This is a genomic window from Falsihalocynthiibacter sp. CO-5D18 (assembly GCF_041205445.1).
GTDB lineage: Bacteria > Pseudomonadota > Alphaproteobacteria > Rhodobacterales > Rhodobacteraceae > Falsihalocynthiibacter > Falsihalocynthiibacter arcticus.
Genome location: NZ_JBGFCF010000007.1, coordinates 108,548 through 122,473, shown reverse-complemented (window position 1 = coordinate 122,473; position 13,926 = coordinate 108,548). Strand labels below are relative to the sequence as shown.

The window sequence follows — 13,926 nt, the reverse complement described above, 5'->3', positions numbered from 1 at the left end:
ATGGAAGCCAACGTCAGCCCCAAAAAATGGGCACCAACCACGCATTGAAAGGAAAAAAACGAGCCTTTTCACACCCTTTGCCTTAATGTTGCCCCTTCTATTGAACACTTATTAACTAGAACCAATTTAACTAGGAGCACCGCCCAAGAGGCGTGCCCCAAATCTGGACGACACGACCATGACGATTACGGCTCCGAAAAATTTCACGGCACAGAGCGTTACTGCAACGCATATTCGGGATTTACCCGTCTATTTGGCGTCGGAATTTAAGGTTTTTCATGGGGCAAATCTTGGCGATGATCTGGCCGATGCGGACGACCTCTGTTTGGATGATATCTATAGCCTTGCCATGGACGCCCGTGAATCAAATATCACCGTCACTGAGTCGCAAAGTGGGCCGTTTATTGTTTCACAAACCAGTCTTGTGGGCACCGCCGGATTTCAACTTCACCTTGATTGCGCGATCACCCTTATGTCACAGGGCGGAGAAACCATCGAAGCCCTCGTTTTAGCCGAGGTCGACCCTTCGGAAAACGCGCTGGATGCGGTCTATTTGCTGCCGCTTTCGTCGCTAAAACGGCAAACCGAATACCGGCTAATGCGGGTTGATCCCGATGCTGCACGTACACGTCTCGCCGAAGTCGCCTGTGTCTCGTTCATGCGCGGAACCCACATTACAATGGCCGATGGCCGCCAAAATCCAATCGAAAACCTACGTATTGGAGACCGTATTTTAACCCGTGACAACGGCCCTCAAGTCATTCGCTGGATCGGCAACCACACCAGTCGCGCCGTAGGAGATTTCGCCCCCATCGTGATCAAGGCCGGCGCGCTTAATAACGAAAACGACCTGCACGTCAGCCCGAATCACCGGCTGTTTATCTACCAACGACGCGACGACCTCAAACTCGGCCGTCCCGAAGTTTTTGTACGGGCCAGCGACTTGGTGAATGGCGAGACCGTGACAGTCCTTGAAGGTGGATTTGTTGAGCATTTCCAAATCCTCTTTGATCACCACCAGATTATTTATGCTGAAGGCATTGCCGCCGAAAGCCTCCCCTTTTCCAAACGCACGACCGCTGTTTTGCCGCCCGACCTCGCAGAACGTCTGGAGCGGGAAATCGTCAGTCATCCCCAACAGTTGCATCGCGATATTGAAGTCACACGCGCAAACCTTGCAGAGAACAACGCCGCCGAGCGCCTTCGCCGTTCATCCCTTGGGTCATAAGGTACATTTCACCGACACGCCCATGCGCGTTTCGATTGCACGCCTGTGATCGCCAAGCTATACCGCCGCAATGACAGATATCATCGCCTCCGCTAGCAATTTACCGCCCGAGATCGCTCGGCGCCGTACATTTGCGATCATTTCGCACCCTGACGCTGGGAAAACGACCCTCACCGAGAAGTTTCTTCTGTTTGGCGGTGCTATTCAAATGGCGGGCCAAGTGCGGGCCAAGGGCGAAGCGCGCCGTACGCGCTCCGACTTTATGCAAATGGAAAAAGACCGCGGGATCTCGGTTTCCGCTTCGGCGATGTCCTTTGATTTTGGCCCCTACCGGTTCAACCTTGTCGACACGCCCGGCCACAGTGATTTTTCCGAAGACACCTATCGCACCCTAACGGCCGTTGACGCTGCGGTGATGGTCATCGACGGCGCAAAAGGTATTGAGAGTCAGACCCAAAAACTGTTCGAAGTTTGCCGGATGCGCGACCTGCCGATCCTGACGTTCTGTAACAAAATGGACCGAGAAAGCCGCGAAACATTTGATATCATAGACGAAATCCAAGAGAATCTTGCCATTGATGTGTGTCCCGCAAGTTGGCCCATCGGCTCGGGGCGCGACTTTTTGGGCTGTTATGATCTTCTGCGTGACCGGCTGGAACTTATGGACCGCGCCGACCGCAACAAAGTCGCCGAGAGCATCGAAATTAATGGCCTCGATGACCCACAACTTGCGCAACACGTCCCAGCGGAATTGCTTGAAAAACTCCGCGAAGAAATCGAAATGGCGCGTGCTTTACTGCCCGCTTTCGATCATCAAGCCATGCTCGACGGAACCATGACCCCGATCTGGTTCGGCTCCGCCATCAACAGTTTTGGCGTCAAAGAACTGATGAACGGTATCGCGAAATTTGGCCCCGAACCTCAGCCCCAAGCCGCCAGTCCTCGCGCTGTTCACCCAGAAGAGAAAAAAGTTACCGGATTTGTCTTTAAAGTTCAGGCGAATATGGACCCAAAACACCGCGACCGCGTCGCCTTTGTGCGTCTTGCGTCGGGTCATTTCAAACGCGGCATGAAGCTTACGCATGTGCGCACCAAGAAGCCGATGTCCATTTCGAACCCAGTTCTCTTCCTCGCCTCTGACCGCGAATTAGCCGAGGAAGCTTGGGCGGGCGACATCATTGGCATTCCCAACCACGGTCAATTGCGCATCGGCGACACGCTCACCGAAGGCGAAGTCATACGCGCCACGGGCATCCCATCGTTTGCCCCCGAACTCTTGCAAGGCGTGCGCTCGGGCGATCCGATGAAGGGTAAACACCTTGAAAAGGCCCTCATGCAATTTGCCGAAGAAGGCGCCGCAAAAGTGTTTAAACCCGCTTTTGGTTCCGGCTTTATTGTCGGTGTTGTTGGCGCACTTCAGTTTGAAGTTCTCGCCAGTCGCATAGAACTTGAGTACGGCCTCCCTGTGCGCTTTGAACCATCCCAATTCACCAGCGCTCGATGGGCCACGGGCGGAAAAGCCGCAATTGAGAAATTCGAAGCCGCCAACAAACAGCATATCGCACACGACCACGACGGTGACATTGTTTTTCTGACGCGTTTACAATGGGATATCGACCGTATTGGGCGCGACTACCCTGACGTGACGTTGACGGCAACCAAAGAAATGATGGTCTAATCTATGGATATTCTTGCCTGCATTTATAGGGGCACTGCGCGATAATTTCGCAGTGAAAGAATTTGCATCATGCGTGTATTTCTGCTTGGCTCGACCCAAAGTTCGCCCTCAAGGAGACACCATGACCGGTACCGACAGCAATCCAAATGGGGCTTATCCATTAGGGTTTGAAGGCGTCCTCAGAAAAATTTCGGCCCACCGAACGCAATACGCGGACATCACTGGAATTTTGCCCTATGCGGCTGCAAATCTTCCGGAAACTGTGGCCAAAACAGTTACCGCTGGCCCCTATATTAAGCCCGAAGCGCGGGATCGGCGGCCCATTGTTGATCTATGGTCCAAACAGCTTGAGTTTAGCCAAGAGTTCGAGGGAAAATCGGACATTTTGGTGGTCCACGGCCTCTGTATCGCGTGCTTGCGGCGCGACGCCCCGCCCCCTGAAACAATCGCTTTGTTTCATACATTATGGCGGGACTATCGCCCGCTTTTGATCGCGCAGCTCAACATGCGCTGGCTCATTTCTGCCGCAACCACCTTCGGCGACCACGGCCAAAACTCCACACAAATCAAGGTCGGGAGCAATTTGGAAATGCTCTTTGGCTTGTTTAAACTTTATGAGAGCGAACGCCTCCACGCCGGATTCGCTCCAGGCAAGCCACATCCCTTTCGGATGGATAAAAACCTTAAGCTTCCCCTAGGAATGTCGAAATATGCCATCGCTGGCGGTGATCTCGACCAACAATTGCTCGGCAAGCTTTACCTAAATGCCTGCGACGATCCGATCATGGAAGATTTGTGCCACACGATGCTTAATCGACTGATTTCCACTAATAAATCGATATTTTCGCGGTTTCGGATTTTACGGGATCGTCGCGCAGCGAGTCGGAAAGGCCCGAGCAATAACGAAACAATCACGGATACGTGATGTAATTATTGCACTTGTGGCATCAACCTGCCGCAAATTCGTCGCCTTCATTGACCCGCGCGCCAATCTGGTTTATTGGCAAGTGCAGTCCGCATTCTGCGGCTCTTGAACGCTGGGACGCGTTGTAGCAGGCGTCCCTCAACCTTGCGGCCCGATGCCGTAATAGATGGACATCAATGACTAAATTTAGCGATCTAAAACTCAATCCCAAAGTTCTCAAAGCTATTGAAGCTGCGGGTTACGACACGCCAACGCCGATTCAGGCAGGTGCGATTCCTCCAGCACTCGAAGGGCGTGATGTCTTGGGCATCGCCCAAACGGGCACTGGTAAAACCGCCAGCTTTACCCTTCCGATGATTACGATGCTCGCCAAAGGGCGTGCCCGTGCACGGATGCCGCGCAGCCTTGTTTTGGCCCCTACCCGCGAACTTGCCGCACAAGTTGCCGAAAACTTTGACGTTTACGCCAAGGGTACAAAATTGACCAAGGCGCTGTTGATTGGTGGGGTCTCGTTCAAGGAGCAAGACCAACTGATTGATCGTGGTGTTGACGTTCTAATTGCGACACCTGGCCGTCTGCTCGACCATTTTGAGCGTGGCAAACTGTTGCTCACTGGCGTGCAAATCATGGTTGTCGACGAGGCTGACCGGATGCTTGATATGGGGTTCATCCCCGATATCGAACGCATTTTTAGCCTTACCCCCTTTACCCGCCAAACCCTGTTTTTCTCGGCCACGATGGCGCCTGAAATTGAACGGATTACCAATACGTTCTTGTCCAACCCCGTTAAAGTCGAAGTGGCCCGTGCGGCCACAACGAGCGAAACGATTCAGCAATCCGTTGTGATGGTCAAACCAAGCCGCAAGGACCGCGCCGCAAAAGAAAAACGTGATGTTTTGCGGGCTTTGATCGAGCAAGAAGGCGACGCGTGTTCCAATGCCATCGTGTTCTGCAATCGCAAAGTTGACGTGGATATTGTCGCGAAATCCCTAAGACAACACGGGTATAACGCGGAACCTATTCACGGCGATCTAGAACAAAGCAAGCGTATGGCGGTGCTTTCTGGCTTCCGCGAAGGGGCAATTCGCTTCCTTTGCGCGTCAGATGTTGCCGCACGCGGACTTGATATCTCAAACGTGAGCCACGTCTTTAACTTTGACGTTCCAAGCCACGCCGAAGACTATGTGCACCGGATCGGCCGCACAGGTCGTGCAGGACGTTCCGGCAAAGCCATCACCATTTGCTCCACACAAGATGAACGCAATTTTGAAGACATCCTGCGGTTGGTGAAAATGGACGTTCCCGTCATGGAGAACCCTTTGGCTAAGGCTAAACCTGTTGAAGCTGCCACCGAAAGCCCCGTTGAGGCGAAACCCGAAGCAGAGGTTTCCGAGAAACCAAAGCGGACACGCCGTCGTCGCGGTGGTGCAAAAACGGATGCAGCGGCCCCTGAGGTTGCACAAACCGTTGAGGCCGAAGCCCCCGTTGTTGTCGACAACGTCGTCGCTTTAGAGCAACCAACGCCTGAGCCTAAACCTAGACAGCCACGCGCCCCCAAAGAAGCGCCCGCCAACCACCAACAACGTGAGGGTCGCGGCCGCGACAACCGTGTTGTCGGAATGGGCGACCATCTACCGGGATTCATTGCTATGAGCTTTGAAGAGCGCCGGACGAGTTAAGCGAAGGTCAAAAACCTAAATAAAACCAAATAAAAAAGGGCGGTCCATGCGACCGCCCTTTTTTTATCTCTTAGCCCTTAAGTTGGTCTAGAGGGGGGCTAAGCCCCCATCAAACGGCTCACAACAACAGTCACTTCTGCCTTTTTGCCAACTTCATTCTGTGTGGTTATACGTGTCGCGCGACGGATTTGCTCTTCGATTTTATCGTCGTCCAAAAGCGTTTTGTCGTCCATACGCATCATCACCTGCGTCAGATCACCCTCAAGCACTTCAACCAAATCTGCATTGCTTGTGCCGTTGCGGGGGAGGCCCATCGTCTCGACCCATGGCTCGCCAAGCGGCGTGTCATCCTCGTCGATAATAACATTAACCATCACGTGCCCATGCAGCGCCATGCGAATGCGTTCCCGCACAACCCCGTCCATTGCGCCGATTTTCACGGAGCCATCGAGATAGGTACGGCCTGTATCAATATACTCGACCACGGAGGGACGGTTTCCAGCAAAATCGACCATCATTCCGTTCACCGCAACAAGGCTCGCAATGCCGCGCGCTTCACCAAGTTTTGCGTGTTGGCGCAAATGGCGATGTTCACCGTGCATCGGAATCAACATTTGTGGCTTGAAAATCTCATGTGTGCGTTCGATATCTGGCCGATTAGCGTGGCCGGACACATGGTAAAGGCCATCGTCGTCGTCCACAATATCAACGCCCATTTCCGAGAACGCATTCATGATCGAGATCACACCGCGTTCATTTCCGGGAATGGTTTTAGACGAGAACAACAACGTGTCGCCCTCTTTCATCGACATCCCGAGGTACTTTCCGCGCGAGAGTTGCGCGACGGCGGCACGGCGTTCGCCCTGTGATCCCGTGGCCAACAATAACAGGTTGTTGCGGGGAATTTCGCGGGCTTCCTCAACAGGAATAACCGTCGGGAAATCCTTGAGCAAACCGGTTTCCATACCCGCCTGCACCATGCGACGCATGGCGCGCCCCAACAACACAACCGAACGTCCGGACCGCTGCCCTGCGAGCGCAAGCGTTTTCAAACGCGCAACGTTGCTCGCGAAAGTCGTCGCAACAACCATACCCGCGGATTCACCGATGAGGCGCTCAATTTCTGGGCCAACAGTGGCCTCTGAACGGCCTGCTTTGACGGAAAACACATTCGTTGAGTCACAGACCAGAGCTTTGACGCCAGGTTTGGCGATCTCGGCCCAGAGTTTGGGATCAAAAGCTTCGCCCAAAACAGGTGTTTCGTCGAGCTTGAAGTCGCCCGTGTGCACGATACGACCTGCAGGTGTGTCGATCACAAGGCCCGAACTTTCGGGGATCGAGTGCGCGACAGGGAAGAAGGACACCTTAAACGGCCCCGCTTCCGTGACGGCAGGATAGACCGGAACGGTGTTGACGGCGCTCGGATCCGCACCCTGCTCTTCCATTTTGCGGCGTGCGTGGTGGGCCGTAAAGACCCGCGCATAAACAACCGGCGCACCAAGTTTGCGCCACATATGGGCGATACCGCCGATGTGGTCTTCGTGGGCGTGGGTGATGAAAACCGCCTCTAGGCGATCTTTGTTTTTCTCAAGCCACGTGATGTCGGGCATGATCAGGTCAACACCGGGGGTGCTGTCCATATCGGGGAAAGTCACGCCGAGGTCGACGAGAATAAGACGTTCGCGACCCTTGGGGCCGTAACCGTATACATAGGCGTTCATACCGATTTCACCGGCGCCGCCAAGGGGGAGGTAGATCAGACGATCTCTGCTCATTTGGATTGGGTATCCTTGTTGTATTTGTGGATGACAGTCAAACCATGCATGGTGAGATCATCTTCGAAGTGGTCAAAGAGCGCGTGGCCCTGTTGAAATAAGGGGGCGAGTCCGCCAGTCGAGATAACTTTCATCTCACGGCCAAACTCGGCTTTAATCTGTTCGCATATCCCGTTCACCAATCCAACGTAACCCCAAAAAATGCCCGACTGCATGCAAGCAACGGTGTTTGTGCCAATAACTTTGGCGGGTTTGGTCACATCCACGTGAGGGAGGGCGGCGGCGGCTTGGGAAAGCGCCTCAAGGCTCAGGTTTACACCTGGCGAAATAACACCGCCGATATAGGCGCCATCTTGGTCAACCACATCAAAGGTGGTCGCGGTGCCAAAGTCCACGATGATCAGGTCGCCGCCATAAAGGTCAAAGCCGGAAACGGTATTCACAAGCCGATCTGGTCCAACGGCGGTTCCCGCATCAACCCGCACGGCGACCGGCAGGAGGCACTCGGGTTTACCCACCACGATCGGGCGGGTGTTGAAATAACGATCCGTGAACACACGCAGGTTAAAAACCACGCGCGGCACGGTGGAGCTGATGATCACATCGGTGATCTCGACCTCAAGTTTGCGCATTTGCATGAGGGTGGCAAGCCACACGTAATATTGGTCCGCCGTGCGTTGATGTTCTGTGGAACAGCGCCACGTCGCGAGGAATTTCTCCCCGTCCCAAATTGAAAAAACCGTGTTTGTATTGCCGCAATCAATCGCAAGAAGCATTGGGCCTCCTAAAAGAATACATCAGCCGCAGGAATAGCGTGCCGCCCTGAAGAGGTCAGGAGTATAAGTTTACCATCGTCATCAATGGTTTCAAATGTGCCGAAAAACTCGTCGTTTGTAGTGCGGGCGCGAATAGGTTCGCCCAAACGCGCGGCCCGCGCCAGCCATGCTTCGCGGGTCGGGGCAAAACCATAGGTCGTAAAACTGTTTTCCCAGCGGGCATAGCTCACAGCGAGTCGTTCAAGGAATTCTTCAGGGGTCACACGTGCGCCCGTTTCACTCAATAGGTCGACGGGTGCGAGAGCCCCCTCCTCGACTTCATCCTTGCTTGGAGCGGCCACAAGGTTGACGCCGATGCCGATAGAAAGCGGTGTTGTTCCATCGGGCTGGGTTGAGCTTTCAAGGAGGATACCCGCGAGTTTTCCCCCATTGAGCAAAACGTCATTCGGCCATTTGAGGGCAAAAGGTTCGGCCCGACCTGTGCAATCAACTAGGGCGTCAAAAAGGGCGAGCGACGCCACAAAACTGCGTAAAGCCACGATTGCCGGAGGCTCGTTCGGGCGCATGGTGAGGGTGGCGGCGAAGTTGCCTTTTGGCATAGACCACGCGCGTCCGCGACGGCCCCGCGCACCGGTTTGTTCATGGGCGAGAATCCATGTGGGGGCTGCGAGTTTTGACGCAAGCCGCGCCGCCTCGTTGAGCGTGCTGTCCACACTTGCGAGGATGTGTCGGCCATAGCCCGCAGGCCAGGCCGACATGGGAGGCGCCTTACTTGACAAGAGCCGCCGCAGCCGCATTTGCGAGGGGTTCGATGCCAAAAAGGTTGACCATTCCAACAACCATAATCGCCGCCGATGCCATCAACAATCCCCAGAGAACGGGCGAAGATACGCGATCAAGCGGATCTACTTCTTCGCCAAAGTACATGTAATAAACGATGCGCAGGTAATAGAACGCGCCAATCACCGAAGCGATCACACCCGCGATTGCAAGCCACGCCATACCCGACGACACCGCCGCTTGAAGCACGGCCAGTTTACCAAAGAAACCAACCATAGGGGGGACGCCTGCGAGGCTGAACATAAGGACCAAAAGTGCAAGGGCGCGCAGTGGCTCTTGAGTGGCATATCGGTTCAGGCTTTTGATGTCCGTCACGGGTTTGCCATCACGTTGCATCATCAAGATAAAGGCGAATGTTCCGACGTTCATGGTGACATAGATGGTCATATAAATGAGCATCGCCTGAACACCTTCAACCGTTCCAGCCGCCAACCCCATAAGGGCAAAACCCATATGTGCGATGGAACTATACGCCATCAGGCGTTTGATATTGGTTTGGCCAATTGCGGCAATCGCGCCGAGGAACATGGAAAGCACCGAGATCAACGCGATGATCTGGCTCCAATCGCCGATGGTATTGCCAAAAGCATCAAAAACCACGCGGGCGAACAGGCCCATTGCCGCCACTTTCGGCGCCGTGGCAAAAAACGCAGTAACAGGAGTGGGCGAACCTTCATAAACATCAGGGGTCCACATGTGGAACGGCACTGCCGAAACTTTGAACGCCAAACCAGACACGATAAACACGAGACCAATAAGCATGCCAATCGGCAAGTGTTCGCCCTGAACCGACGCGAGAATATCGGAGAAAACTGTTGTCCCTGAGAAGCCGTAAACGAGGGACGAGCCATACAGCAGCAACCCCGAGGAGAGCGCGCCAAGCACGAAATACTTCAAGCCAGCTTCGGTGGATTTAACCGAGTCACGGCGCAGCGAAGCCACCACATAAAGCGACAGCGATTGTAGCTCGAGACCGATGTAAAGCGCCATCAGATCGCCCGCAGACACCATCATCATCATGCCCACAGTCGCAAGCGCAATCAAAACTGGATACTCAAAGCGCAGCAGGTCGTTTTTGGTCATGTAGCCCTGCCCCATCACCAAGATGGCGGCGGCGGACCACAGGATCACAACCTTTGCATAGCGCGAGAATGCGTCATCAATAAAGGCTTCGTTGAAGGCCGTGCTTGCCCCCTCGCCTGCTGAAAAAATCCAGAGGCCAAGAACCACCATAACAATGGCCGTCGCCCAAAGGATAGAGGGGCCGGCCTCGTCTTTTTTGGTGAAGACGCCAAACATCAGCGCCCCCATGGCAAAAACGGCCAAGACGATCTCTGGGAGAACTACGGATATATCTGCAGAAAGCATCGGACCCACCTCTAGTGTGTAACTGCTGCGCCAGCTTCCGCCAAAGCAGGCAGAGCAGCGTGGTAATTGGTGACAAGCGCCTCAACGGAGGGGCCAATGAGATCAAGAACAAGGTTTGGATAAACCCCGAGCAAAATCGTCATGGCAACCAGTGGGGCAAAGATCGATTTCTCAAGGCGCGTCATGTCTGTGATCGACTTGAGGCTCTCCTTGAGCAAATCGCCCATAACGACCCGACGATAGAGCCACAAGGCATAAGCCGCCGAGAAGATCACGCCAGAAGCCGCAATCAAAGCTGCCCATGTGTTGACTTGGAACACGCCCACGAGCACGAGGAATTCCCCGATAAAGCCGGATGTCCCAGGAAGGCCAACGTTCGCCATGGTGAAGAACATGAAGATCAACGCATAGGCAGGCATCCGGTTTACAAGGCCGCCATAGGCCGCGATGTCGCGTGTGTGCATGCGGTCATAAATCACGCCCACACAGAGGAAGAGCGCGCCTGAGATAAAGCCGTGCGAGATCATTTGGAAGATCGCGCCATCAATGCCCTGTTGGTTCGCCGCAAAAATCCCCATCGTCACATACCCCATGTGCGCGACCGAGGAATAAGCAATCAGCTTCTTCATGTCGGTTTGCACGAGGGCCACGAGGCTCGTGTAGACAATCGCGATGGCGGAAAGCGTAAAGACAAAATTTGTCATATGCTCGGCACCAACAGGGAACATCGGAAGGCTAAACCGAAGGAAGCCATAGCCGCCCATTTTCAGCAGGATCGCCGCCAGAACAACAGAACCCGCAGTCGGCGCTTGAACGTGTGCGTCAGGAAGCCAAGTGTGCACAGGCCACATCGGCATTTTCACCGCGAAACTGGCAAAGAAGGCAAGGAACAGAAGCGTTTGCATGCCGCCGACAATGCTAAACCCAAGCACTTGGATGGTTTCTGACGCGAAATCATGGGTCAGAAGCTGCACGATATCCGTTGTGCCTGCATCCAGATACATGGCGATCATCGCGACCAGCATGAGAACAGACCCAAAGAACGTATAGAGGAAGAATTTAAACGCCGCATAAATGCGATCCTTGCCACCCCAAATCCCCACGATTAGGAACATCGGGATAAGACCCGCCTCAAAGAAGACGTAGAACAGGATCAGGTCAAGCGCCATGAACACACCGAGCATCAGCGTTTCAAGGAGCAAGAAAGCGATCATATAGTCTTTAACTTTAGTAGTTACACTCCAGCAGGACAGGATCACCAAAGGCATCAGGAACGTGGTCAGCATCACGAAGAGAAGCGAAATACCATCCACACCCATTTTATAGGATAGGCCCATAATCCATTGAGATTCCTCAACGAATTGGAAACCTGTGTTTGAAGCATCAAATCCAGTCAGGACACCGAGGGACAACAGGAACGTCGCAGTGGTTGTGGCCAGCGCCACCAATTTCGCATTGCGTTGGGCAAAGGCGTCGTCACCCCGAAGGAACAACGCCAAAACGAGCGCGCCCAAAAGCGGAACAAAAGTGACGATGGAAAGAAGGTTTTCCATAATTATTCAGCCCCTCCGCTGATTGTCATCCAAGTAATTAACACCACCAAACCGAGCACCATGGCCAGCGCGTAGTGGAACAGGTAACCCGACTGGGCACGCCCTGCGAGGCGGGTAAAGAAGGGGATGATCCCCATGGCGAGTCCGTTGAGACCCCCGTCGATAATTTTCATATCGCCCACCTTCCAGAAGAAACGGCCAATTGCTTTGCTGCTGCGCACAAAGAGCACGTCGTAAATTTCGTCAAAGTACCATTTGTTGAGCAAGAACAGATAGATAGGCTGGTTTGTTTTTGCCAAACTTACTGGAAGCTTTGGATTTACGATGTAGAACAAATACGCCAATCCAAGGCCGAGCATCATCGCGATAAAGGGCGAAACTTTGACCCATTTAGGTGCGTGGTGTGCGTTGTCCACCACATGATTGTCGGGGCTAACGTAAAGTGCGCCCTGCCCTTTGGTCCAACCTGTCGCAACAACATGTTCAGCTTCAGGAGCAGCCTCGGTTGCGGGTTCTGCATGTGTATCCGCTTCTTCTGCGTGGCCCTCAGTTGCGACAACTTCATGCGTTGGCACACCCCAGAACTTATTGACCTGATCGTGGTCGCCAAAGAAGCTACCAAACCAAATCATCCCCGAGAACACCGCCCCAAGAGCGAGTACACCGAGTGGAATCAACATCACCATCGGGCTTTCATGCGCATGCTCATGCGTGTGGTTGTCGCCACGTGCTTCCCCAAAGAAGGTCATGAACATCAAACGCCAGCTGTAGAAGCTTGTCATAAAGGCCGCAATAACAAGCATCCAGAAGGCATACATGCCAACGCCGTTTTGCGCGCCCCATGCGCTTTCGATGATCGCATCCTTGGACAGGAACCCAGCGAAACCGATAGTAGTAAGGGGAACGCCGACACCGGTAATGGCCAGAGTGCCGATCAACATCGCGTAATAGGTCATCGGGATCTTCTTACGAAGACCGCCAAAGTTGCGCATGTCTTGTTCGTGGTGCATCGCGTGGATCACCGACCCCGCACCAAGGAACAACATCGCTTTAAAGAACGCGTGTGTAAACAAGTGGAACATCGCCGCCGAGTAAGCGCCAACACCCGCCGCCACAAACATATAGCCAAGCTGCGAACAGGTGGAATAAGCGATGACGCGTTTGATATCGTTTTGCACAAGGCCAACGGTCGCCGCAAAGAACGCCGTGGTTGCCCCAATGATAACGATAAATGTGGTGGCGTCGGGTGCAAATTCCATCAACGGAGACATGCGACACACAAGGAAAACACCGGCGGTAACCATCGTCGCCGCGTGGATCAGCGCCGAAACAGGTGTCGGACCTTCCATCGCGTCGGGAAGCCATGTGTGCAGGAACAACTGGGCCGATTTACCCATCGCACCAATGAACAAGAGGAATGCCAACAGGTTAGCAGCGTTCCATTCTGTCCAGAGGAAATGAAGCTGTGTTTCAGCGAGCTTAGGCGCCGCGGTGAAGATTTCGTCAAACGAGATACTATCTGTCAGATAAAACAGACCGAAAATCCCAAGCAGGAAGCCAAAGTCCCCCACTCGGTTGACGATAAAGGCTTTCATCGCCGCCGCATTTGCCGAAGGCTTGCGGTAGTAGAAACCAATAAGCAAATAGGAGGCAACCCCAACGCCTTCCCAACCAAAGAACATTTGGAGAAGGTTGTTGGCTGTCACCAACATGAGCATGGTGAAGGTAAAGAAGCTCAAATAGGCAAAGAACCGTGGCTTGTAGCTTTCGCCAACTTTCCACGCCGGATCATTGTCCATATAGCCAATGGAATAAAGGTGAACGACGCTCGAAACCGTTGTCACAACGATCAACATCAACGCGGTGAGGCGATCCAGACGAATGGCCCAGGCCACATCAAGGCTGCCAGACTGAACCCAGTCGAGAATGTGGATATAGCGCGTTTCGCCATCAAACGTGAAGAAAACGATCCAACTGAGGAAGGCCGCAAGAAACAACAGACCCGTTGTCAAATATTGCGCGCCCTTCTCGCCGATATAACGCCAGCCAAAACCCGCGATTAGCGCGCTGACGAGCGGTGCAAAAAGAATGATTTTTTCCATGA

The 13,926-nt window shown here is 53.7% G+C and carries 10 protein-coding genes; 4 read left to right on the top strand and 6 right to left on the bottom strand.

Annotation, left to right across the window (positions count from 1 at the left end):
* Positions 1–178: 178 nt before the first annotated feature.
* The 4 genes from AB9F27_RS11195 (at position 179) to AB9F27_RS11180 (ending at position 5,510) form a co-directional block, all read left to right on the top strand.
* Positions 179–1,228, top strand: coding sequence for a Hint domain-containing protein (locus AB9F27_RS11195; protein WP_335586312.1), 1,050 nt, complete (start codon positions 179–181; stop codon positions 1,226–1,228).
* Between the two features lie 70 nt (positions 1,229–1,298).
* Complete coding sequence (locus AB9F27_RS11190; RefSeq protein WP_335586311.1) at positions 1,299–2,906, top strand: peptide chain release factor 3; 1,608 nt, start codon at positions 1,299–1,301, stop codon at positions 2,904–2,906.
* Between the two features lie 121 nt (positions 2,907–3,027).
* On the top strand, positions 3,028–3,831 hold the full coding sequence (locus AB9F27_RS11185) for a hypothetical protein (RefSeq protein ID WP_335586310.1): 804 nt from the start codon (positions 3,028–3,030) through the stop codon (positions 3,829–3,831).
* 176 nt (positions 3,832–4,007) lie between these two features.
* Positions 4,008–5,510: a DEAD/DEAH box helicase gene (locus AB9F27_RS11180; protein WP_335586309.1), complete on the top strand. Its 1,503-nt coding sequence runs from the start codon at positions 4,008–4,010 to the stop codon at positions 5,508–5,510.
* A 98-nt stretch (positions 5,511–5,608) separates the two neighbouring features.
* Here AB9F27_RS11180 and AB9F27_RS11175 read toward each other — a convergent pair whose 3' ends face one another.
* Genes AB9F27_RS11175 through nuoL form a run of 6 tightly spaced genes read right to left on the bottom strand, consistent with a single transcriptional unit; the run spans position 5,609 to position 13,924 of the window.
* Positions 5,609–7,285, bottom strand: a complete 1,677-nt coding sequence (locus AB9F27_RS11175) for a ribonuclease J (RefSeq protein WP_335586308.1) — start codon at positions 7,283–7,285, stop codon at positions 5,609–5,611.
* A complete protein-coding gene (locus tag AB9F27_RS11170) occupies positions 7,282–8,061 on the bottom strand; it encodes a type III pantothenate kinase (protein ID WP_039000527.1) in 780 nt (259 codons plus the stop codon). Before AB9F27_RS11170 ends, AB9F27_RS11175 begins: the two co-directional genes overlap by 4 nt.
* A gap of 8 nt (positions 8,062–8,069) precedes the next feature.
* The gene (locus tag AB9F27_RS11165) at positions 8,070–8,819 is read right to left on the bottom strand and encodes a biotin--[acetyl-CoA-carboxylase] ligase (protein WP_335586307.1); all 750 of its coding nucleotides are present in this window, start codon (positions 8,817–8,819) and stop codon (positions 8,070–8,072) included.
* A 10-nt stretch (positions 8,820–8,829) separates the two neighbouring features.
* A complete protein-coding gene (gene nuoN, locus AB9F27_RS11160) occupies positions 8,830–10,269 on the bottom strand; it encodes an NADH-quinone oxidoreductase subunit NuoN (RefSeq protein ID WP_335586306.1) in 1,440 nt (479 codons plus the stop codon).
* Positions 10,270–10,280: 11 nt separating this feature from the next.
* Positions 10,281–11,822, bottom strand: a complete 1,542-nt coding sequence (locus AB9F27_RS11155) for an NADH-quinone oxidoreductase subunit M (RefSeq protein WP_335586305.1) — start codon at positions 11,820–11,822, stop codon at positions 10,281–10,283.
* A 2-nt stretch (positions 11,823–11,824) separates the two neighbouring features.
* Positions 11,825–13,924, bottom strand: coding sequence for an NADH-quinone oxidoreductase subunit L (gene nuoL / locus AB9F27_RS11150; RefSeq protein WP_335586304.1), 2,100 nt, complete (start codon positions 13,922–13,924; stop codon positions 11,825–11,827).
* Positions 13,925–13,926: the final 2 nt, after the last annotated feature.